Raw genomic sequence first — 21,371 nt, forward strand, 5'->3', positions numbered from 1 at the left:
TCAGCCAATCATGCCCCGCAGCCAGAAGCCGGCCGCAAAACATCAATCCGAACCCGAACAGGCCAGCACATCAGCCGCACGAAAGATCCGGGCTAGTTTGCGGCGAATGCCGCGGCAACTCGCCCGGACCGTTTCCTGAAGCGGCCGGTATCGCCGCACCGATACGGTCGAAGGGATCACCACCACACCAGCTCGAACGATCCGCGACTTCGCCCGCAGCAACACTCCAGCCCGGAAGGACGCCCAGCAATGATCGATCACGTCTATATCTCCGTCACCAACATCGAGAAGTCGCTGACCTTCTACGCCGAGGCGTTGAAGCCGCTCGGCTGGCGTCAATTGGGCAACTTCGCGGCCGCGGCCGGCGTGCCGGATCTGTTCGGACTCGGCGACGACGTCTACGTCTCCGGGACCGGAGTCGGATCCAGCATCTGGCTGCGAGATCGTCAACCCAGCGAAACGGGGCTCTACATCGGCATCGCGTGCGCGACCAACGAAGCCGTCGACGTCGCCTATGCCGCCGCGATCAATGCCGGAGGCATCGACGAAGGACAACCAGCCGAACGGGCATACTTCGGTCCCGGCTACTACGCCGCCAACGTCGCCGACTTCGACGGCAACCGTCTGGAGTTCGTACATAAGGCTATGAACGACTAACCCCTAAACATGGAATCGCCACGAGCTGATCGTGTCCGCCGACATCGAGCCACGGAATACGAAGTGTGCAAACACCATTGCCACTACCCACGGCCGCATCCCTGACTGAATGCCGTGATTTCACGACATCGCGAGCACGGCGTCATCGGCCATCGTCGCGGTGTTCGCGTCTGCGTGTGCCGCGCCGGTGCACGGAATCGTTGCCGCTATCGGCGAGGCGAGATCCCGAGGCGGGTGATGATTGCCCGGCGCAGCGCTTCGAAGATTCGTGGCCGAACATGTACGACGTCCAGGCGGCCCACTGGATAACCTACTCACCACCCTTCCTCGCGGGAGGGATCGTGGGAGGTGTCGCGTGGTCGTGGTGTTGGATACCGGTCTGCTTCCGGTGCGTGAGCGGATGGAGGCGGCGCAGGATCTGCTGGCCGACACCGAGATTCCGTCGATCAATCAGTTCGGATCGGTCGCGGGTCAACTGTGGCACCGATTCGCCGTGTGGGACATGGGCTCCGGCATCCATGTGACGCAGGTCGTCGGCACCGGGATGAGCGTGCTGCGGGGTACAAAGCAGTTGCGCATCGCCGCTCCCGAACGAGTCGGCATCGGTGTGCAATTGACCGGATCCGGGACCTTCTCGCACTGCGGCGCGGAGCAGGTCATCAGCATGGGTGAGCTCTCACTCACCGACGGCACCAGTACTTCGGACTATTCCTCCACCGGGATCGGCGGCTCCAAGGTGGTGATCTTCGACTACGACCAGCTCGCGTTGCCCGTCGAAACTGTCCGCCGCGCGGCGCCCAGACTCAAATCCAGCCCGCTCTACGGTGTGGTCACCGCCCATATCGCCGCGCTCGGCGAAGCGGGCGACATCGAGCCCGGCCCCGCCGGCATCATGCTCGCGTCGGCCACCGTCCAATTGATCCGCGCGCTGATCACCACGGCCGCGGCCGACCCTCGCCAGCGCGAAGCCCTGCATGATTCGCTCTATCTCCGGATTGCCGCCTACGTAGAGCAGCACCTCGGCGACCCCAGCCTCAACGCCGATCAGATCGCACGGGCGCACAATATTTCGGTCCGGCATCTGTACAATATCTGGTCCGCGAGTGGAACTACCTTGAGCCAGTGGATCATCGGCGCGCGCCTCGAAGGCGCGCGCGCCGATCTCGCCAGGCTGGGCCGCAGCATCTCGATCGCTGCGGTAGCGCGCCGATGGGGCTTCGCCAGCCCCGCCCATTTCGCTCGCCGATTCCGCAACGCCTACGGAATATCTCCCCGGGACTGGCAACAAGCCCATTGATGTCAGCCCCCTTGACGAATCTGACCGATTCGGCACAGTGCTGTTCTGTGCGTGCACAACTCGAGCGCCAGCGGTTCACGCCGGCGTACCCGTCTCCTTAGCTTTGAAAGCAGGCCACCTGTCGCGAAGGAGACACGATGAGCGAGGTCGTCGCTGTCCTCGAACCGGCAGTTCGCGTGCACCGGCCCGGTGAACGCCGACATCGCCGTCGAGCCGACTCGGGCGGATCCGAACTCGTCCCGAGGCGATACCGATGACCGAAATCTGTGACCCCGCGACCACACCGGCTCTCGCCCGAGAGCTTCCGCTGGTCGGAAGGGCGGCGGAATGTCTTGTGCTGGAAGCCTTCACGAGCAAGGTTCGAGCAGGACAGAGCGAAGGGCTGGTGCTGGCGGGGGCGCCGGGGATAGGAAAGACCCGGCTGCTCGACCACACTGCCGTCGCCGCCCAGGATCTGCTGGTGTTGCGGACCTCCGGTATCGAGTCGGAGTCGCCCCTGGCGTTCGCCGCCCTGCATCGCCTGCTGCGCCCGTTCCTCGATCGTCGCGAGCGCCTTCCCGCGCCGCAGAAGGCCGCCCTGGGCGCGGCTTTCGGGCTCGTGGCGGGCCCTCCGCCCGATCGTTTTCTGGTGGGTCTCGCGACTTTGAGCCTGCTCGCGGACCTGGCCGACGACGGCCCGCTGATATGCCTGGTCGACGACGTGCAATGGCTCGATCGCGAGTCCTGTGACGCGTTGACCTTCGTCGCGCGGCGCTTGCACGCCGAGGGAGTGGGAATGCTGTTCGCGGTGCGCGAACCGGCTTCAGACAGCACGGGTTTCGAAGGTCTGGCGATCCATACGGTGGCCGGACTACCCGGTTCGGCCGCGAGAGAACTGCTGGCCTGCACCACTCGCCGTTTCCTCAACGACGACGTTGCCGGCAGGCTCGCCGAGCAGACCGGTGGCAACCCGCTCGCCTTGGTGACGTTGGCGTATTCCCTGACGACCGAACAGTTGGGCGGCACTGCGGCACTGCCCGAACCGCTTCCGATCGGCCCACGGCTCGTGGCATGCTTCCTTGAGCAGATCCAAGCGTTTCCCAAGACCACCCGAGATCTGCTGCTGCTGGTGTCGATCAGTCCGATTCGGGATATGGCGCTGCTGTGGCGCGCGGCGGCGCTGCTCGGATTGTCGGAAACCGACTCCGACCCCGCAATCGAGGCCGGAGTGCTGGTGCCCGGCGACGGTTACGCCTTCTCCCATCCACTGATTCGGTCCGCCGTACACGCGGCTGCCGACCCGGCCGGCTCGCGGCGAGCGCATCAGGCCATCTCTGCGGCCTGCGACCCGGACCATGACCCCGACATCCGAGCTTGGCATCTTGCCGCCGCCACAGTAGGCGCCGATGAAGTGGTCGCACGCGATCTGCAGTACTCCGCGCAGCGTGCTCGAGCCCGAGGCGGCTATGCGGCCGAGGCACAGTTCCTGGCCCGCGCGGCCGAGTTGACGCCCGAAGTATCACGACGCGACGAACGCCGATTGGCTGCGGCCCAGGTCTATCTGATGTGCGGTGACGCTCAGTCGGCGCAGCGCCTGCTTCTCGGGGCGCAACCGGCGGGCAGGGTGCCCATGATGCGCGGCAGGGCTCGATGGCTGCAGGCCGCCATCGAGCGGTACTTCAGCCGACTGGAAGACCAGCCCGCGCTGCTGCTGACCGCCGCCACGGAATTGGGCCCGGCGGACGTTGACCTGAGCTGGCTCCTGCTGTGCCAGGCTCTGAGTTCGGCGATGCTATCCAGGGACGACACGGTAGGCACCACAGTGGCCGAAGTCGCACGCGCTGTACTGAATGCGCGCGAAGAGCGGTCGGCGGCCCTGTCGGTTTACGACCTGTTCGTCGTCGCCTTCGCCACCCGGGTCAGCGAAGGCCACGCCGCGGCGGTCCCCCTCTGGCGTACTGCCCTCGACGCGCTGCGCGACCATGAAATCGCCGAGGAGGGACTGCCTTTGGCGGTATTCGCCCATTACGCGAGTGACGAGCTGTGGGACGATCGTGCCCGGCAGGTCGTCTTCGCGCGGCTGCAGAACCACGATCGAGATACCGGCGCGCTGCTCGGGCTCCGCGTCGTCCTCGAATGTCAGGCGACCGACGCGCTGCGGGCGGGTCGGCCCGACGAGTGCGCCGACCATCTGACGGAGTCCCGCGAGCTGCTGACGGTGATCGGGTCGCCACAGGAGAAGTCCATCCAACGGCTGGAGCTGCTGGTCTGGAGCGGCGCGGAAGCCGAGGCCCGGGCACTGGCGTCGACTGTCGAGAGTGCGGACTTCCCATGCCGGGCCATGCAGGCGGCGCTGGCGGCTCGCTACCTGATCATCCTCGAACTGAGTCTGGGAAACTATCGCGCGGCGCTGGACCAGGCCCAGTTTCTCTACGACCACGACGTGCCCGGCCACAGCAACCTGATACTCGCGGACATGATCGAGGCGGGAGTTCGCGCGCAACGGAAAGCACCGGCGTTGCAGGCCTTGACCCGGCTGGAGGAGCAGGCGCAGAGCAGCGGAACACCCTGGGCGCTGGGGACTTTGGCGCGAGCGCGGGCCCTGATGGCCGACGACGACACCGCGGCGGCGTGGTATCGAGAAGCCATCGACCAGCTCGGACGGACCAGGATCGTCGTCGACCTCGCTCGGACGCATCTGCTGTACGGCGAATGGTTGCGCCGGCGCAAGGAGCGCTCGGAGGCCCGCGTGCAGCTGCGACTCGCCTACACGATGTTCGTCTCGGCCCGCGCCCCGCTCTTCGCCGAACGCGCCCGCGCCGAGCTGGCCGCCACAGGCGAACATGTACTCCGCCGCGACCCGACGTCCGGCCCCCAGCTCACCCCTCAGGAGTCCCAGATCGCCGCATTGGCGGCCGAGGGGGCGACCAATACCGAAATCGCGGCCCGCCTCTACATCAGCACCTCCACTGTCGAGTACCACCTCACGAAGGTCTTCCGGAAACTAGCGGTGACCTCCCGCAGGCAGCTCCGTTCGACGCTGGGTCCCAGGGACTAGGGCCGATCACTGGGGTGTTTCTCCGATTCGCCGAGCGGTTCACACAGGATCTGATTGACCGGTAACGCCACCGAAAGCGAAGGGCGACATCATGACTGACACACCGGTCATCTTCATTCACGGACTCTGGCTGCACTCGGCATCCTGGCAGCCCTGGCTGGACCTGTTCACCGAGCATGGCTACTCGGTCTCCGCGCCCGGCTGGCCCGGAGAACTCGACACCGTCGCCTCGGCGCGGGCGACCTCGGACGGGATCGCCGGTCACGGCATCGACGACGTGGTCGAGCACTACGCTTCGATCATCGCCGACCTCCCGGCACCACCGATCCTCATCGGGCACTCTTTCGGCGGCATGATCGCCCAGAAGCTGCTCGGACAGGACCGCGCCGGCGCGGCCATCGCTATCGATGCCGCCCAGATCAAAGGCGTACTGCCGCTGCCGCTTTCGGCACTGCGCTCGACCACATCGGTCTTCAAGAACCCCGCGAATCGGAATCGGGCCGTGTCGCTCACGGCCGCAGAGTTCCGCTACGCGTTCGGCAACGCGATCCCGGCCGAGGAATCCGACGAACTCTATGGGCGCTGGGCCGTGCCCGCCCCAGGCAAACCGCTGTTCGAGGCGGCGGCGGCCAACTTCAACCCGCACTCCGCGGCCAAGGTCGATACCGCAAATGCGGGGCGCGGCCCGCTGCTGCTGATCACCGGCGGCAAGGACCACACCGTCCCCGAGGCTGTCACCCGAGCGACGCTGAAGCAGTACCGCCACTCCGACGCGGTCACCGACCTGCTGGAGTTCCCGGATCGGGGGCACTCGCTGGTGATCGATCACGGATGGCACGAGGTGGCCACTGCCTGCCTGTCGTGGTTGAAGAGCCAGGAGCTCTGAGGCGGAGATGTTCGATCTCAGCCTCGCGGGCAAGGTGGCCGTGGTGACCGGCGCCAGCCGAGGCATCGGCCTGGCCGTCACGAAAGCACTTGCCGCTGACGGTGTCTCGGTGGTCGCGGGGTCACGCACCGGGAGTCAGGACCTGTCGGAGCTGGCCGCACACGACGGAATCCGGACACCGTTGATCGATCTCACCACCCCGCACGGACCGCAACAGCTGATCGATGACGCCGTGACCGCCTTCGGCGGAATCGACATCCTGGTCAACAACATCGGCGCGGTCATCCCCCGGGTGCAAGGGTTCCTCGCCATGACCGACGAGGACTGGCAGTGGTCGCTCACCACGAATCTGCTCGTCGCGGTGCGCACGGCCCGCGCCGCGCTCCCGTACCTGATCCAGCGCGACACCCCCGCCATCGTGACCATCAGCTCGGTCAACGCGCACCTCCCTGATCCCAGCGTCATCGACTACTCGGCGGCGAAGGCCGCGTTGTCCAACTTCAGCAAATCACTCTCGAAAGAGTTCGGCCCACAAGGCGTCCGGGCCAACACCATCTCGCCCGGCCCGGTCACCACCGGACTGTGGCTCGGTGACCAAGGCGTCGCCGCCGTCGTCGGCGCCGCCGCCTCCGCCGACCCCGACCAGGTGGTCCGGCAGGCCGCCGCCGAGAGCGTGACGGGCCGCTTCACCCACCCGCAGGAGGTCGCCGACCTGGTGCTGCTGCTGGCAAGCGAGCGAACCGCCAACGTCACAGGCGCCGACTTCCGGATCGACGGCGGACTCATCCGAACACTCTGACCATTTGCGGTCGGCGCCCGAACCTGATTCATCCGAAAGGCAAGCCATGACAACCGAACCCGCGGTGGTGCACGCCGAAGCAGGCGAGCCGTTCACCATGACCGAGACCGAACACCTGCTGTGGAAGGTGACCGCCAAAGACACCGGGGGACATTTCGACGCGGCCGAAGTGACCGCGTTGCCGTTCGTCTCGGGCCCACCGCGCCACATCCACGACCTCGCCGACGAGATCTTCTACGTCCTGGAGGGCACCCTCCGCGTCCTGCTCGGCGAGGAACTCCACGACGCCGAAGCCGGCGCGCTCGTCTTCGTTCCCCGGGGCACCAGCCACACGTGGATAAACGGTGGAACGACTCCGATGCGCTTCCTGACCCTATACGTCCCCGGCGGTATGCAGGGCTTCTTCGAAGCCACGGCGCCTCTGGTGCAGCAGATCCCACCGGATCTGGACGCGCTGGCCGCTGCTGCAGGGAAATTCGACACCCGTCTCAGCGGACCGCCGCTGCCGCCCTTCTCTCGTGTGTGAAATCGATACGGCCAGCGGCGATCACACCACACGGATCAGATCATCGCCACGTCGCCGCGTAGTACCACGCACCCGTGTCAGCATTCGACAGAAGAACGAGGACCGTGAGATGACAGCCGACACACCGACTCCCTACAGCGGTTTCGACACCATGCCGATCAGCGGCAAATGGCGCGGCGGCGCGAGCGACGCCGCACTGACCGACACCGACCCATGGAGTGGCGCGGTGTTGACCGAATTGCCGACGGCCACCACCGAAGACCTCGACGAGGCCTACGCCGCCGCCCAAGCCGCGCAACATGATTGGGCCGACCGGCTGCCCGGCGAACGGGCAACGGTCATGCGCGCGGCAGCCGACATCATGGACGCGCGCCGAGAAGAAATCATCGACTGGCTCGTCCGAGAGTCCGGCGGCACCCTCGGCAAATGTGCTGTCGAATGGGCGGTGGCGCGGGCGGGCTTCCATGAGGCGGCGGCACTACCGCACCACGCGGAAGGCAGCATCGTGCCCTCCGACATCCCCGGCAAGGAGAGCCGCGTCTACCGCACGCCGGTCGGGGTGATCGCGCTGATCAGCCCCTGGGATTTTCCATTGTTCCTGACCAACCGGACCCTGGCGCCCGCGCTGGCGCTCGGCAATGCCGTCGTTCTCAAACCCTCGAGTGATACGCCCGTGACGGGTGGCCTGTTGCACGCCAAGATCCTCGAGGAGGCGGGCCTGCCGGCAGGCGTTCTGAATGTCGTCGTCGGGCCCGGCGCGGAGATCGGCAACGCGATGGTCGCGCACCCGGTACCCGCGGTGGTCTCTTTCACCGGATCGACAGCCGTCGGCCTCGGTATCACCCGGATCGCGGGCATCAAGAAACTGTGCCTGGAACTCGGCGGCAACGGCCCCCTGATCGTCCTCGACGATGCCGACCTGCCAGCAGCCGTAGAGGCCGCGGTATTCGGGTCGTTCTTCAACTCCGGTCAGATCTGCATGCGCGCGAACAGGATCATCGTCGATGCGTCGATCCACGACGAGTTCGTAGAACGATTTCTGACACGTGTGCGCACCCTCGTGGTGGGCGATCCCTCGGAGCCCGGCACCCAGATAGGTCCGGTCATCAATGCCGGGCAACGGGATTCAGTACTCGACAAGGTTAGCCGTGCCGTGGATGCGGGAGCCCGGTTGTTGTTGGGCGGCGAACCCGGCGGACCGGCCGGACTGAGCCTGCCACCACACGTACTGCTCGGCACCAACGATGTCGCGACAGCACGCGAGGAGGTGTTCGGACCGGCGATCACGATCATTCGAGCTCGCGACGAATCCGACGCTCTGCGCATCGCCAATGACACCGAGTATGGGCTCTCCAGCGCTGTTTTCACGGCCGACGGTGAGCGCGGCGCACGATTCGCCTTGCAACTCGACGCCGGGATGACACACGTGAACGACTCACCTGTCAACGCCGAGCCCAACACCGCCTACGGCGGCGAGAAACAGTCCGGCCTGGGGCGCTTCGGTGGGCGCTGGGCGGTCAACGAGTTCACGACAGACCACTGGGTCAGCCTCCAGCATCGTCGGCGCGAATACCTGCTCTGAGCCTGCCGCCGCAGGCAGATGTGGACAGACCCGGCGAACCGGCAACCACGATGAAAAACGTCAATCCAGTATGGACTTCGAACAGTGGATGAACGACAGCGACACCTCGACATCACCCGGCGCTGGTTCACCGAAGGCTGGCTCACCAACGTGTCACTGGCCGACGAGTTCTTCAGCCCAGACCTGATCACCAATGGCGTCCGGGTCGGCATCGACGGGCCGAAGAAGCGGATCCTCAAGCGCCGCAACGGATTCCCCGACCTCATCACCGACAATCAGCTACTGCACGCCGACGGCGACATCGTCGCGATCCATCTCCTCTGGCGGGGCACCCACACCGGCCCCTATGGCGGAGCCGAGCCCTCTGGCAAACCGGTGGAGATATCCGACATCGCCATCTGGCGGTTCGAGAACGGCAGAGTCGCCGAAATCCGCACCGTACAGGACCAATTCGGTCTGCTGGCACAGATCGGCTATCTCCCCGACACCCTCTACGCCGTCTGATCCCCTCCAGCCATTTCTCCAGACCGAACCCAGTTACCCCGACCCCGAGGAACCATCATGGTTGTTTCCCAGTGCCTGCGCGCGGGTTTGGCCGCCGCCGTTCTGGCCGCCACCCCGGCCGCGTTCGCGGCCTCCGCGCATGCCGACGCCGTGCGTCCGATCATCGTGCTCGTGCACGGCGCCTTCGCCGACACCACCAGCTGGGACGGTGTCGCCGCCGCTCTGCGCGCCGATGGCTACCGAGTCGTGGTGCCCGACAACCCGTTACGCGGGCCCGCCAATGACGCGGCTGCTGTCGAGCAGGTGCTCGATGGCATCGATGGCCCGATCGTGCTGGCCGGGCACTCCTACGGCGGCGCGGTGATCACCAACGTCCACGACCCCAAGGTGACCGCAATGGTCTACATCGCGGCCTTCGCGCCACAGCAAGGCGAGCCCATCGCGATCGCAATGGACCCCTTCCGATTCCCCGGCAGCCAGTTGCAGCCGCCCGCCCTGGCCCTGGAGCCCTCGAGCGCGGGCCTGGACGGCTATGTCGCCCCCGGTTCCTTCAACAGCGTGTTCGCGCAGGATGTTTCGCCCGCCACGGCGGAGAACATGATCGCCCATCAGCATTCGATCGCCGCGAACGCGTTGCTGGAACCCAGCGGCCCGGCCTCCTGGACGACCACGCCCACCTGGTATCTCGTCTCGGCCGCCGACCGGGTGATACCACCCGCCGCCGAACGCTACTTCGCGCAGCGAATGGGCGCGCACACCGCGGAGGTCGACGCCTCGCACGCGTCCTTGGTCTCGCAACCGGCCGTCGTCGCCGCCTTCATCGAACAGGCCGCTCGATAAGCGAGAGGCGGCCGGAAATGTGGGATTCTTGGCGCGCTGAGCGGTGCACCGCACGTCCGGAACGACGCATAGGGTGCCAGCCTCGAAATCCAGAAAGTCTGCAGCTCAGCAGTTTTCACCAGAGCCCTTATGCCCATCATCACCACATCTGATGGCGTCGACATCTTTTACAAGGACTGGGGCAGCGGACAGCCCATCGTCTTCAGCCACGGCTGGCCGCTGTCCTCGGACGACTGGGACACCCAGATGATGTTCTTCCTGTCCCACGGTTTCCGGGTGATCGCCCACGACCGGCGCGGTCACGGCCGCTCCGCACAGGTCGCCGACGGGCACGACATGGACCACTACGCCGACGACCTGGCCACCGTCGTCAACCACCTCGACCTGACCGACGCCGTGCACATCGGCCACTCCACCGGCGGCGGTGAAGTCGTGCGCTACCTCTCGCGGCACGGCCAGGACCGAGCGGCCAAAGCGGTGCTGATCAGCGCGGTACCGCCGATCATGGTCAAGACCGCCGACAACCCCGGCGGCCTGGACAAGTCCGTGTTCGACGGCATCCAGGAGCAGGTGGCCACCAACCGGTCGGACTTCTTCCGCACCTTCGCCGAGGGACCCTTCTACGGCTACAACCGGCCCGGCGCGACACCGTCGGAAGGCGTGATCGCCAACTGGTGGCGTCAGGGCATGACGGGCGGCGCGAAGGCACACTACGACGGCGTCGTCGCGTTCTCCCAGACCGACTTCACCGAGGAACTCACCAAGATCACCATCCCCACCCTGGTGCTGCACGGCGAGGACGATCAGGTGGTCCCGATCGCCGACAGCGGCATCCGCTCGGCCGAACTGCTGCCCAACAGCACCCTCAAGACGTATCCCGGCTTCCCGCACGGCATGCCGACCACCGAGGCCGCCACCATCAACGCCGACCTGCTCGCCTTCATCCAGTCCTGAGCGAAGACAATTGAATGGATCGTGACGCGCTGACAGTAGTGCCCGAAGCGACCTCGACACCGTCGGTCCCGCGGGCCAGCAGGCGGGCAAATGCTCTCCGCGCGTTGCGATCCGCACCGTTTCGACTCTATTTCTTCGGGCAGATCGCCTCCGCCAGCGGTACCTTCGTGCAGGCGACGGCGCTCGGGTGGCTGGTGTTGCAGCTGACCGGGTCCCCCGCCTCGCTGGGGTTGGTGCTGGCGGCGGGCGGGCTGCCGCCACTGCTGTTCGGCCCCTGGGGCGGAGTACTCGCCGACCGGGTCGACCTGCGGCGACTGCTCATCGCCACCCAGACCGTCAACGGGATCCTGGCCGCGCTACTGTGGCTGGCGGCGGTGGCCGGGTCAGCTGGGGTGCCCTTGGTCATCGCGGTCACGCTCGCGAGCGGCTTCGTACAGATCGTCGATTCACCGGCTCGGCAATCGTTTGTGGCGCAACTGGTTCCGCCCGCCGATCTGGCAAGCGCGGCCAGCGTCAACGGGGTCGTGATGAACAGCGCCCGTGTAGTCGGGCCCGCACTGGCCGGAGTGCTCATCGCCGCGGTCGGAACCACGCCGTGTTTCGCGGTGAACGCCTTCTCCTACCTCGCCGTTATCGGTGCATTGGTGGCCCTGCGTCCGCTCGCACCGCCCGCCACCGCGCGTACGCCACACGCAGGTATACGGGCAGCCCTGGGATACGCCCGCGCCCGGCAGCAACTTTGGCTACCGCTGACCATGATGGCACTGGTCGGATTGTTCGCCTTCAACTTCCCCGTGATCCTCCCGGTGCTTGCCGACAGCACTTTTCACGGCAACGGCGGCACCTACGGGCTGCTCTCGACCGCACTCAGCGTCGGGTCGGTAGCCGGGTCGCTCGCGGTTGGATTCGTCCGCCACCCCCGGCGCATCTACCTGGTCGCGACAGCGCTCGCCTTCGGCATCAGCCTCACCTTGACCGCCACCGCACCCACTCTCACCACCGCCTGTGTTGCGTTGATCGCAACCGGATTCGCCGCATTCAGCTTCGTGACCCTTGCCTCGACCGCGTTACAGCTACACGCGGACCCGGGTTACCGCGGCCGCATCATGGCCCTGTGGGTTTTCGTCTACCTCGGCACCACCCCCATCGGCAGCACCTTCTCGGGCTGGATCGTCAGCTCCAGCGGCCCTCGAACAGCCCTGCTGGTAGGTGCAGCCGCTTGCCTCGCCGCCGCAACACTCGCCGCCCGCGTCCACACCCCGCCCCACCCCGACGCCCCCGTCAACGACCAACCTGCCGAATAGAAAACGAGCCTGTTGGCGCAGGCGGTAACTCAGGAACCGGCGTGACGGTGATCGGTATCCAGGACTGCCCGCAACCGATCTCGCGGTCAGCGCAGCTGCATACAGGGCCAACTTCTTGCCCCTACACCCTGATCTACATGCGCATAAAGGCTTCGACGGAAATAGTAAGGGCATCGTCGCACGTCAGATCGCATTCGGATCACGTCGGCCTCCGGTTGTCTCGGAAATGTCTCCGATCGATGAACAGCGACTGACCCCTGCCGGACAATTCCAACATTTGAATTGCCGAACGATTGCCATCGGGCGTTAGCCTCGAGATCCGGTTCAGAAAACAGACCAAAAGGTCCCCAATTGACCTTTCGGGATGATTTCGCCACGGGACACATGACGGGTCGGGGGATCCGGTCGAAGGGGTAGCCCATGAATACACACCAACTCTCCGTCGCGCGCGCCCCGCACCCGCCGATCCCACCATCCCGGCCTACGCCGGCGTCCAGGGTTCTCGTCGTGGAAGAGCACGCCGCGACCGCCGAGATGGCCCTGCTCGTATTGGCCACTGCCGGCTACGACGCGCTGCACGCGGGCTCCGGAACCCAGGCGTTGACCTTCACCCGGCAGTGGCTTCCTGACCTGATACTGCTGGAGATCCTGCTACCCGATCTCTCCGGAATCGATGTTTGCCTGCGACTGCGCCAAACCACCCCCGCACCGGTCATGGTCATGTCCGCCGAAACGGATCCCGCCGTAATCGACCTCGCTTTCGCCGCAAGAGCCTGCGATTACCTTCCGAAACCCTTCCGCACCGCCGAACTGATCGGCCGCATCCATACTCGCCTCCAGTTGTGAACGAGTGGTCGGGCTCGGTCGCCCGATTGCATCCGATTCATGAAACCCGCAGCGCTCGAGGGGGTCTCGTATGAGACGTCTCGAGCGTCGCAGGCCGATACCGATCATTGATGGCCGTAGTCGATCCAGGTCCTCGGCGCTTGATCCTGACCGATTCCCGGGCGGGTGTAATCACATACTCCGCCGGGGAACGCTCTGTTCAATTGGTCTTGTTCGGTGCTGCTGAAGACGACCGGGTAGGCGGTGAACTCCAGCGGCCGCAGGGTGCATTTCAGGATGTCCTGGTAGCTCGGTTCACCGGCCTGCAGGCGCGGGTCGGCGCCGATCGGATACGCGGTTGCGCAGGCGCCGGGAGCGGTGATCGACTGTTGGACACGGGTATTCGGCGACAGGAAGCAGCCGTCGGTGAGCCCATCGGGCTTGTTCGCTATCACCTTGTCCCGCAGCCCCTTTCCGGAATCGTCGGCAGCGATGGCGGTCAGCCAGCGATCCATCGCAGCCAGCTCGTAGGCACTCGCCGCCGCGGTATCGGCAGGAGCGGTGCTGTTCTCGATGATCACCTGGTTGGCGGCGGAGTTGTTCGCACGGAGCAATCGGTCGCGCATGACCAATCCCCACTCGGTGGTGTGAACGTCCCACAGTGGCCCGCTGGTGTTCATGTCGATGCGCTGGTCGATGATCGGCGTGGTCGCCAAACCTTGTGCCGCACTGTTGAGAACGTCGTCGTGATACGCCGCTCGCAGCGCGGTGCGGTCGGCTTCGGTGCGCTGCGAGACCGGTGTGCCCGCGGAATCGTAGCCGCCGATCGCGGTATTCAGCGCGACGAATTGCGCGGAGGTGATCGTGCCGTCCCGCAGCGCCGCCAGGCCGTATTGCACGCCGACGTTGTCCAGGGTCCCGCGCACGAGACCGGTCGCTGGATCACGTCCGAATTGGTTGGCGTAGGACTCCATTCCCGCGCAGCGCACACCGCCGGGGTTGCTCACCGGGTTCCAGATGTCAGCCGCGGGGATCACGGCGTCACGGCTCAGCAGGGGCTTGTCGCAGCTATCGGCGGCGGTGAGGCGATCAGCGAAGTGATTGTCCCAGGACACGCAGCTGTCGTAGTCGCGGAAGCCGGCAACGGCTTGGCGTTGGCGGTTGGTGAACGTGACTCCGGGTCCGGCGAAGAAGCGGTCCAGCAGCCGACAGTCACCGGCCACCTTCATATTTGTCGGGACGTCGGGGAAGCCATAGGCGGGGATGATGCCGTCGAGGATGCCCGGGTACGCGTCGGCGATGTCGTACTGCTGGATACCACCGCCGGAGCCGCCCCAGCCGATGGTGTGCGCGACCGGGCCGTAGGTGTCGATGAAATGTTCCTTGACCATCATCGCCGCCTCCGCGGAAACGATGGTGCTGCAGTTGGTGTCGAGCACGTTGAGTGTGGAGGACGCCACCGCGTAGCCCTGGGACAAGAAGAGGTCATTCAGCACGCCGCCGGTGCTGTCGCCCTGGTGGTGGCCGCCATTGCAGCCACCACCGAACGTGTAGACCAGACGATCGTTCCAGCTCGAATCCTGTTGCAGCGGCGTGGGATCGGTGCCGTCGTAGAGCACCGCGATCTGATAGACGGCCCGGTCGATGGTGCCGGTCTCAACTCGCACGACGTAGGGCACACTACGTCCGCCTATGGTCGCGGTGGCCAGATCACCTGGTCGGGCGGCAGGGTCTGTCAGCGACGCGAACACACCGGCGGTGGTGCGATATCGGTAGGTGACCACAGGCGGCGCGTCACACAGCGGCTGAATGGCCGGGGCGAGGCCGAACGAGGTTGTCTCGCAATAGAACGGCAGCTGCCGCGGTCCAGAGAAGACCGGTCCCCTACGGGCATGGTCGACGACCGTCAGCGTGGTGGAGCGGCCGTGACCGGTGGCCGTGATCCGGTTGTCCCCCGGGCGCAGACCGGTGACCAGCGCGAGCGTCGAGCCGTCCGGCCGACGGGTGACCGCGGAGACATCGCGGCCATCCACGCTCAACCGCACTGGCTCCGCGCCGGTCACCTTTACCAAGACGGCGTCGCCACTGATCATCTCGGGATGCGGATTCGACACAGTGGCGATGACTGGACCCCTCCGATCGTCCCGCTGGACGACGAGGAACACCGCTACACCCAGCAACGCCACGCACAGCGCGATCACACCGAGCAGCAGCGGATGTCTTCGGAAGGCGAACATGGTCGGATTTCCTTTGCGGCCATCGTTATCAGTCGATGCCAGCGTCGAGTCTCCCGGCGGCCCCGGTCCAATGAATGTTCAGCACAGCCCGTTCCGATTCGCGCATCGATCCAGCTCATCGCCCGCGAACGCGCGGGCGGCGCTACCGTCGAGGAATGACGCAGCCGCCGATGCCACCCACGGATCTCGATCTGCGGCTGGTGCGTTGCTTCACGACGGTCGTCGAGCACCGGCACTTCGGTCGCGCGGCCGAGGCATTGCATCTGACCCAGCCGGCACTCAGCCGTCAGATCGCCCGACTGGAGCGGCAATTGGGGGTGCGCCTGCTCGACCGCACGCCGCGGGGCGCACAGCCGACCGAGGCCGGGACGGTCTTCCTCGCCCTCGCGGCGGAGCTGCTGCGTGCCGGTGACGCCGCGGTGGCACGCACCCGGGCGGCCGCCGCACCCAGCCGGCTCATCGTCGGCTTCACCTCGGGACTGATCATCACGCCCGCCGTCCGCGCCTTACGTCACCTGCACCCTCTCGCCGACGTGCACGCCCTGCACCTGGATTCCACCGATGCCCGAGCCGCGTTGCTCGAGCATCGTGTGGACGCTGCGGTGGCCCGGATGCCCTTCCCCACCGACAACCTGCGGGTGACGACCCTCTACGACGAACCGCGAGTACTGGTGGTGGCGACCGGACACCGTTTGGCCGGGAAGGGATCCGTCACCATCGACGACATCGCCGACGAGCCGCTGGTGCGGGTGCGGCACGCAGACGCGGTGTGGGCGGCGTTCTGGCGCATCGACCCTCGCCCTGACGGCCGCCGCGCGCCCGACGGACCGGTCGTCGACGACATCGAGGACAGGCTCGAACTCGTGGCCGATGGCCGCGCCATCACGATCGCCGCGGCCCCTACCACCCGGCATCTGCGCCCCGACCTCACCTCCGTCCCGCTGGCCGGTGTCGCACCCAGTCGCGTCGTGCTCGCGACCCGCGCCGCCGACCGCAATCGGCTGCTTCCCGGTCTCCGCGAATGCGTCCTGGCTCACTTGACGGGCCAATAGCCGACATGTGCGGCACGAATACCGAATCCGCATGGGGCTGTGCGAAAGATTCATTGGATCTGCGTGCTCGACGGCCGCACGGTGGAGTCACCCACCCGTGCGGTGATCACCGACGGGTTAGCCCCATCCGTCCGCAAGGAGCATGTGATGCACGTATTCGTCACCGGTGCAACAGGATTCATCGGGAGCGCGGTGGTTGCCGAGCTGCAGGCCGCCGATCATACGGTTGTCTGCCTGGCTCGCTCGGACGCGTCGGCCGCAGCGCTGGAAGTCGTCGGGGCCGAGGTGCTGCGGGGCGGCCTCGAGGATCTCGACAGCGTACGGGCGGGTGCACGGATAGCGGACGGGGTCGTGCATCTGGCCTTCGATCACACCTTCTCCGACTACGCCGCGGCCGTACAGACCGACGCGGACGTAATCGGCGCGCTCGGTTCCGAGTTGCGGCGATCAGAGCGTCCTCTGGTCATCGCTTCAGGGACGATCGGGCTTACGATCGGCAGCGTGAGCACCGAGGCAGCTGTCGCCGACCGCGCCCTGATGCCCAGGGCCGCAGGGGAACAGGCCGCGCTCGCGACGGCACAACACGGTGTGCGCGCCTCGGTGGTGCGGCTCGCGCCGGTGGTACACAGCGAAGTCAAGCGCGGATTCGTCGGCAGGCTGGTCGATATCGCCCGCATCCAAGGAATTTCCGGATATGTCGGCGATGGTTCGCAGCGATGGCCGGCGGTGCATCGACTCGACGCCGCCGCGCTGTTCCGGTGTGCACTCGAGCAAGCGCCTGCAGGATCGGTGTGGCACGGTGTCGCCGACGAAGGCGTGCCGATTCGGGTCATCGCCGAAATGATCGGCGAGCGCTTGAACCTGCCGGTCGAATCCGTTCCCGCGGCTGCCGCATTCGACCACTTCGGTTGGCTGGCAGGAGTTCTCAGCCTCGACTCCCCCGCCTCCAGCTCTCTGACCCGCAGGCTGCTCGGCTGGCAGCCGACCCACCCCGGCCTGCTCGGCGATCTCGACCACGGCCGATACTTCGAGAACTCCGAGACGAACTGACCGCCCGAACTCCGGCGCGGGACGATCGACTCGAGCCAGCGGCCGAACCTGTGGAGCGTTCACGCGCCGACTCCCGATTCGCGTTGGAATCGGGGGAGATTCGCGGCAATACGCCCGAACCGGCCACGCTCGGTTGACTGCCGCGCCAACGGCGAGCAATCTTCGTACATGCCCTCATCTGATGAGTTCAGGCAGCTCGATGTGCTTACCGAACGGCTCTCTCACCGATTCCCGGCAATCGGTACATGGACCATCGCGACGATCGTGAGCGAGATCCATCGCAGCTTCGACGATCGTCCCATCCGCGACTTCATTCCGCTGCTCGTCGAACGGGGCGCCGCCCGACGGCTCACATCGGCCATCCGGTGACACAGGCCAGGGTCGGCGTATTCCCGGCTCAAGCAACACATTCGACGGGATTTCCGAACAGTTGGCGAATTCTGGATGGACGGCCCATGGTTCAATGGTTGCCCCCGGGTGCCGACCGATCGAGGCGGCCGACCCCTGTCGATACGAGAAACCATGTCCGAGGATCCCGAACTCGCTCAAGCCCGCGCCTTCGTGCGAGAGCTGACCCAGCATGCGCAGACGCTTGTCCGGCGCCATGGAACCCTTCCTCTACCGGCGGCGTCGCGCCCCGACGCCGAACTCGCCATCATCCGCCGCCAGATCGAACAGCTGCACCGGCGCTTCCCCGCGCTCCGCAACGCGCCGACACCGTCGGTCCGCTGACGTGATCCTCGGACCTGACCCGCGGGCGAACTCGACAGGCGCGAGGGCCCGATCGGCTCTAGCATCGAGCCGGGGCATTCACGGGTACCCGCTCTTGGCCCCTCTGGGCAACGTCGATTTTGACGAGCGATCATCGTAGCCGTCGATGCCGCCGGACCCCCCTCCCCGGCGGCATCTCCAATCATCCTGATGCCGAACAGGATTGACGCACCCTCCGCCATCGAACGTGGCATACTCCCCGAACCGGGAATATGGGACGTTGACGACGCAGGGGGTCGCGGACAACCATGAATCATGGCGACAAATGACGAACAACAGCAGATCGCAGCGCTCGTCCAGCGTCTTGCCGCGCAGTTCCCCAACCTCGGTACCGAGACCGTCGAGAACATCGTCTCCGAGATTCACAGCGGCTTCGACGGCCGACCGGTTCGCGATTTCGTGCCACTGCTGGTCGAACGCGACGCCCGGCGAAGACTGGCCACAACCGGTTGAGACGAACCCGCGGTGACCGAGGATCCCGAAGCCGCCCAGGCACGTGTGTTCCTCGGTGACCTCGAGCAGTTCGAGGAACGTCTGGTTCGCCGGCGCGGTCAATGGCGCGACAACGCGCCCGACCAGGCCATCGAGGCCGAACTGGCACAGGTCCGTCAGCAGATTCAGAGGCTTCACCAACGATTCCCCGGCCTGCGCCAAACACCTCACCAGGCCCGGTGAACCGAATCCGGCGAGTCGACGCCACCACCGCGACTCCGCCGCCGAAGGCGCTCGCCAGGAGCTGGTTGCGCGCGGGGATACGCTGGGACACAGGCTGTTTCAGGTAGCATGAGGTCGTCCGCGGCGCGGCGGGGACCCCTCAGTACAGGAAGCCGCCGATGCCCATGACCCTGTTGTTGATCACTCTCGCCGTGCTCATGCCCGCGCTCGCCGTAGCCGTCTCCTATGTCACGGTGGCGGCCACCTTCTGGTGGGAAAGGCGCCGTAGCGCGACCCGAGCGGACTCACCGACACACGAGGTAGGAATCGAGCATGTCCCGCGCCGGACACGAATCCGCCGGCCCTGAACAAAGCACCGAACAGAGCCCAGCCGACCTCCGAGTTGCGTGCAGCCGAAGTACTCATCGACGCGATACTGGAACGCTCTCTCACCGAGATTCGGATTGTGTTCCGGCAGCGGGCAGTACCGCATCGAGAACTCGCGCGAGGCCACGGTGGAAAAGCTCGTCATCGGACCAGGTGCCATCGACGAGGCTGGACGCGCTGAGCGTCGGGTAGAGGTGAGCCAGGCCCATGATGTGAGTCCGCGCCTTCGCCACGAGTGCGGGATCATGGATTTTCCGCCAGGCCGCGTCCGCCATCGACGTACCGATGGCGAAATCCGACAGCAGACGGGCCGCAGTGGCGAGATCGATACCGGACACACCGGCGCGAGCGAGTATCGCATGCCGGGCCCTGCCGGAGCCGCGCGACCCCTGCGCGCTCTGCTGCCCGAACAATCCGCTCTCAGCAGCGGGGAACAGCACTCCTCACAGAATGGCTCGACCCCTTTCCACTGTGGGGTAGCCCGCGACGCAATGGTCAACATGGGTTAGCTGCCGACGCTCGCTCGCCTTTAGCGCCGGATTCTGGGCGGATGCGTCTTCTGCCCCCAGATCCACGGCTACCGCAGTCCCGCCGAGGTCTATGCTGACCACCTGAACAGCGGTGACGCACTTACCGTTTGAGCCCGCCATGGTTTTCCGAACACATGCCCTGCCCGATGACCTACTGGTGAGCTGCCAGTACTGCCGGTAATGAAGGTGTGGAGGTGTCAGCCGCGGGGTTGGGTGCGTCGGTCGGTGGTGTCGTGGAGGTGGGAGGCGTAGACCGCTGCTTGGGTCCGACGTTGCATACCGAGTTTGGTCAGGAGCCGGGAGACGTAGTTCTTGATCGTTTTCTCCGCCAGGAACATTCGCTCGGCGATCTGACGGTTGGTCAGGCCCTCGGCGAGCAGGTCGAGCAGGGTCCGTTCCTGTTGCGACAAGTTGTTCACGGGGTCGTCGTGGTCGATGTGGTGGCGTAGTTGGTTCATCAAGGCGGCGGCGGCGCGGGTGTCCAGCAGTGATTTGCCTGCGCCGACCGATTTGATCGCAGCGGCGAGTTCCATGCACTTGATGTCTTTGACGACATAGCCGCTGGCGCCGGCCAGGATGGCATCCATCATGGCGTGCTCGTCGGTGAACGAGGTCAGTATCAGGCACCGCAAGCCGTCGACGCGTGAGAGCAGATCCCGGCACAGTTCGATGCCGTTGCCGTCTGGCAGCCGCACATCCAGGACAGCGACATCGGGCCGCAGCGCCGGGATCCGGGCCAGGGCGGTGCAGACATCGCCCGCCTCGCCGATCACGGTCAGTTCGGGATCACCGTCGAGCAGGTCGGCGATACCGCGCCGGACGATCTCGTGATCGTCGACCAGAAAGACCTTGATCATCGGCTGCACCGTCTCCTACCTGAAGTCGGGTTCGCCACCAACGGTACTGCCATGAAGTTGCCTGCGGTATGTCCGTATCGCTGTTCGGGTGTTCTGCGACCTGCATGGCCAAGGCGTCCGGTGAGGAGGCTTTCCGTCTGCTGCGGGACGGTCGGTGGGCACCGCGGAGTGGTAAGTTCTGGGCTCCACCGGTCGGTGCGCCCGCCGGGTTCGTTCTCAGGGGAGACCCCGGCAATCGGCTCGAGCGTAGCCTGCTGTTGACCTTGAATGCCTACCATGGCGCAGGTCGGCCCCCTCTGCGATGGTGCAGACCCCTTCGGCATTGCCCCTTGGGCCTTCGTGGCATTCCTTGCGCGCGGTCGACCTCGGCGTACACCGCCGCCGCGAGCCGAGAATCCAGCCCGCCCGGTGAGACCGGGCGCCGGGCAGGAATTTCGGAAGGCACGCCATGACAACAACCCCACCCGAACCGCGCGGTGACAGGCCCGCTCCCCAGCTGGGAAAGCGGCATACGACCCCACCCACCATCACCAGCGGTTCCGATGACGATGTGCCAGTGGTGCGCTGGCCGGAGCCGAGTCGGCTCGAATCGTGGTGGCACGCGATCATGCATCCCGCCGCC

The 21,371-nt window shown here is 66.1% G+C and carries 22 protein-coding genes; 19 read left to right on the forward strand and 3 right to left on the reverse strand.

Translation table 11 applies throughout. The annotated features are described in order from the left end of the window. Positions 1-249: 249 nt before the first annotated feature. From ACIRRA_RS43495 to ACIRRA_RS43550, 12 genes are all read left to right on the forward strand, one after another. Positions 250-657, forward strand: a complete 408-nt coding sequence (locus tag ACIRRA_RS43495) for a VOC family protein (protein WP_402781164.1) — start codon at positions 250-252, stop codon at positions 655-657. A 241-nt stretch (positions 658-898) separates the two neighbouring features. After that, positions 899-1,954 carry a helix-turn-helix domain-containing protein gene (locus ACIRRA_RS43500; protein WP_402781167.1) on the forward strand — a complete coding sequence of 352 codons (1,056 nt, stop codon included), beginning with the start codon at positions 899-901 and terminating at the stop codon, positions 1,952-1,954. Positions 1,955-2,207: 253 nt separating this feature from the next. Next, positions 2,208-4,991, forward strand: coding sequence for an ATP-binding protein (locus ACIRRA_RS43505; protein ID WP_402781170.1), 2,784 nt, complete (start codon positions 2,208-2,210; stop codon positions 4,989-4,991). A gap of 91 nt (positions 4,992-5,082) precedes the next feature. Continuing rightward, positions 5,083-5,877 (forward strand): alpha/beta hydrolase, encoded by a 795-nt coding sequence (locus ACIRRA_RS43510; protein ID WP_402781173.1) that lies wholly within the window; start codon positions 5,083-5,085, stop codon positions 5,875-5,877. Positions 5,878-5,884: 7 nt separating this feature from the next. Beyond that, complete coding sequence (locus tag ACIRRA_RS43515) at positions 5,885-6,676, forward strand: SDR family NAD(P)-dependent oxidoreductase (RefSeq protein WP_402781176.1); 792 nt, start codon at positions 5,885-5,887, stop codon at positions 6,674-6,676. Between the two features lie 46 nt (positions 6,677-6,722). Beyond that, on the forward strand, positions 6,723-7,202 hold the full coding sequence (locus tag ACIRRA_RS43520) for a cupin domain-containing protein (protein WP_402781179.1): 480 nt from the start codon (positions 6,723-6,725) through the stop codon (positions 7,200-7,202). A 109-nt stretch (positions 7,203-7,311) separates the two neighbouring features. After that, on the forward strand, positions 7,312-8,784 hold the full coding sequence (locus ACIRRA_RS43525; protein WP_402781182.1) for an aldehyde dehydrogenase family protein: 1,473 nt from the start codon (positions 7,312-7,314) through the stop codon (positions 8,782-8,784). An 84-nt stretch (positions 8,785-8,868) separates the two neighbouring features. Beyond that, complete coding sequence (locus ACIRRA_RS43530; protein ID WP_402781185.1) at positions 8,869-9,288, forward strand: ester cyclase; 420 nt, start codon at positions 8,869-8,871, stop codon at positions 9,286-9,288. A gap of 57 nt (positions 9,289-9,345) precedes the next feature. After that, the gene (locus tag ACIRRA_RS43535) at positions 9,346-10,128 is read left to right on the forward strand and encodes an alpha/beta fold hydrolase (protein WP_402781188.1); all 783 of its coding nucleotides are present in this window, start codon (positions 9,346-9,348) and stop codon (positions 10,126-10,128) included. Between the two features lie 129 nt (positions 10,129-10,257). Beyond that, on the forward strand, positions 10,258-11,082 hold the full coding sequence (locus ACIRRA_RS43540) for an alpha/beta fold hydrolase (protein WP_402781190.1): 825 nt from the start codon (positions 10,258-10,260) through the stop codon (positions 11,080-11,082). Positions 11,083-11,186: 104 nt separating this feature from the next. Beyond that, positions 11,187-12,386 carry an MFS transporter gene (locus ACIRRA_RS43545; RefSeq protein ID WP_402781193.1) on the forward strand — a complete coding sequence of 400 codons (1,200 nt, stop codon included), beginning with the start codon at positions 11,187-11,189 and terminating at the stop codon, positions 12,384-12,386. Positions 12,387-12,893: 507 nt separating this feature from the next. Beyond that, positions 12,894-13,232 (forward strand): response regulator, encoded by a 339-nt coding sequence (locus tag ACIRRA_RS43550; protein WP_402781196.1) that lies wholly within the window; start codon positions 12,894-12,896, stop codon positions 13,230-13,232. A gap of 104 nt (positions 13,233-13,336) precedes the next feature. Here the strand turns inward: ACIRRA_RS43550 and ACIRRA_RS43555 are convergent, their stop codons facing one another. Beyond that, positions 13,337-15,448 carry a DUF6351 family protein gene (locus tag ACIRRA_RS43555; protein WP_402781199.1) on the reverse strand — a complete coding sequence of 704 codons (2,112 nt, stop codon included), beginning with the start codon at positions 15,446-15,448 and terminating at the stop codon, positions 13,337-13,339. A 155-nt stretch (positions 15,449-15,603) separates the two neighbouring features. On the opposite strand from ACIRRA_RS43555, the gene ACIRRA_RS43560 reads away from it, so the two are divergent. The 7 genes from ACIRRA_RS43560 to ACIRRA_RS43590 all read left to right on the forward strand — a co-directional run bounded on the left by ACIRRA_RS43560 (position 15,604) and on the right by ACIRRA_RS43590 (position 19,343). After that, positions 15,604-16,500, forward strand: coding sequence for a LysR family transcriptional regulator (locus tag ACIRRA_RS43560; protein ID WP_402781202.1), 897 nt, complete (start codon positions 15,604-15,606; stop codon positions 16,498-16,500). A 147-nt stretch (positions 16,501-16,647) separates the two neighbouring features. Further along, positions 16,648-17,550 (forward strand): SDR family oxidoreductase, encoded by a 903-nt coding sequence (locus ACIRRA_RS43565; protein ID WP_402781205.1) that lies wholly within the window; start codon positions 16,648-16,650, stop codon positions 17,548-17,550. 168 nt (positions 17,551-17,718) lie between these two features. Beyond that, positions 17,719-17,919 (forward strand): three-helix bundle dimerization domain-containing protein, encoded by a 201-nt coding sequence (locus ACIRRA_RS43570; protein ID WP_402781208.1) that lies wholly within the window; start codon positions 17,719-17,721, stop codon positions 17,917-17,919. A gap of 153 nt (positions 17,920-18,072) precedes the next feature. Continuing rightward, the gene (locus tag ACIRRA_RS43575; RefSeq protein ID WP_402781211.1) at positions 18,073-18,282 is read left to right on the forward strand and encodes a hypothetical protein; all 210 of its coding nucleotides are present in this window, start codon (positions 18,073-18,075) and stop codon (positions 18,280-18,282) included. A gap of 294 nt (positions 18,283-18,576) precedes the next feature. Continuing rightward, entirely contained in the window at positions 18,577-18,774 is a 198-nt protein-coding gene (locus ACIRRA_RS43580; RefSeq protein WP_402781214.1) for a three-helix bundle dimerization domain-containing protein, read from the forward strand. A 12-nt stretch (positions 18,775-18,786) separates the two neighbouring features. Further along, the gene (locus ACIRRA_RS43585; protein WP_402781217.1) at positions 18,787-18,996 is read left to right on the forward strand and encodes a hypothetical protein; all 210 of its coding nucleotides are present in this window, start codon (positions 18,787-18,789) and stop codon (positions 18,994-18,996) included. Between the two features lie 158 nt (positions 18,997-19,154). Continuing rightward, entirely contained in the window at positions 19,155-19,343 is a 189-nt protein-coding gene (locus ACIRRA_RS43590) for a hypothetical protein (RefSeq protein WP_402781220.1), read from the forward strand. 81 nt (positions 19,344-19,424) lie between these two features. Here the strand turns inward: ACIRRA_RS43590 and ACIRRA_RS43595 are convergent, their stop codons facing one another. Both ACIRRA_RS43595 and ACIRRA_RS43600 read right to left on the reverse strand, forming a co-directional pair. Then, positions 19,425-19,802 carry a hypothetical protein gene (locus ACIRRA_RS43595; protein WP_402781223.1) on the reverse strand — a complete coding sequence of 126 codons (378 nt, stop codon included), beginning with the start codon at positions 19,800-19,802 and terminating at the stop codon, positions 19,425-19,427. Positions 19,803-20,089: 287 nt separating this feature from the next. Then, positions 20,090-20,749, reverse strand: coding sequence for a response regulator (locus ACIRRA_RS43600; RefSeq protein ID WP_402781226.1), 660 nt, complete (start codon positions 20,747-20,749; stop codon positions 20,090-20,092). Positions 20,750-21,371 lie beyond the last annotated feature (622 nt).

The organism is Nocardia sp. NPDC101769 (assembly GCF_044766925.1).
Taxonomy (GTDB): domain Bacteria; phylum Actinomycetota; class Actinomycetes; order Mycobacteriales; family Mycobacteriaceae; genus Nocardia.

Coding starts and splice junctions, on each gene's coding strand:
- ACIRRA_RS43540 (WP_402781190.1), top strand. CDS start 10,258: ATGCCCATCATCACCACATCTGATGGCGTCGACATCTTTTACAAGGAC.
- ACIRRA_RS43570 (WP_402781208.1), top strand. CDS start 17,719: ATGCCCTCATCTGATGAGTTCAGGCAGCTCGATGTGCTTACCGAACGG.
- ACIRRA_RS43555 (WP_402781199.1), bottom strand. CDS start 15,448: ATGTTCGCCTTCCGAAGACATCCGCTGCTGCTCGGTGTGATCGCGCTG.
- ACIRRA_RS43535 (WP_402781188.1), top strand. CDS start 9,346: ATGGTTGTTTCCCAGTGCCTGCGCGCGGGTTTGGCCGCCGCCGTTCTG.
- ACIRRA_RS43580 (WP_402781214.1), top strand. CDS start 18,577: ATGGCGACAAATGACGAACAACAGCAGATCGCAGCGCTCGTCCAGCGT.
- ACIRRA_RS43590 (WP_402781220.1), top strand. CDS start 19,155: ATGCCCATGACCCTGTTGTTGATCACTCTCGCCGTGCTCATGCCCGCG.
- ACIRRA_RS43575 (WP_402781211.1), top strand. CDS start 18,073: ATGTCCGAGGATCCCGAACTCGCTCAAGCCCGCGCCTTCGTGCGAGAG.
- ACIRRA_RS43505 (WP_402781170.1), top strand. CDS start 2,208: ATGACCGAAATCTGTGACCCCGCGACCACACCGGCTCTCGCCCGAGAG.
- ACIRRA_RS43600 (WP_402781226.1), bottom strand. CDS start 20,749: ATGATCAAGGTCTTTCTGGTCGACGATCACGAGATCGTCCGGCGCGGT.
- ACIRRA_RS43565 (WP_402781205.1), top strand. CDS start 16,648: ATGCACGTATTCGTCACCGGTGCAACAGGATTCATCGGGAGCGCGGTG.
- ACIRRA_RS43510 (WP_402781173.1), top strand. CDS start 5,083: ATGACTGACACACCGGTCATCTTCATTCACGGACTCTGGCTGCACTCG.
- ACIRRA_RS43525 (WP_402781182.1), top strand. CDS start 7,312: ATGACAGCCGACACACCGACTCCCTACAGCGGTTTCGACACCATGCCG.
- ACIRRA_RS43495 (WP_402781164.1), top strand. CDS start 250: ATGATCGATCACGTCTATATCTCCGTCACCAACATCGAGAAGTCGCTG.
- ACIRRA_RS43560 (WP_402781202.1), top strand. CDS start 15,604: ATGACGCAGCCGCCGATGCCACCCACGGATCTCGATCTGCGGCTGGTG.
- ACIRRA_RS43515 (WP_402781176.1), top strand. CDS start 5,885: ATGTTCGATCTCAGCCTCGCGGGCAAGGTGGCCGTGGTGACCGGCGCC.
- ACIRRA_RS43520 (WP_402781179.1), top strand. CDS start 6,723: ATGACAACCGAACCCGCGGTGGTGCACGCCGAAGCAGGCGAGCCGTTC.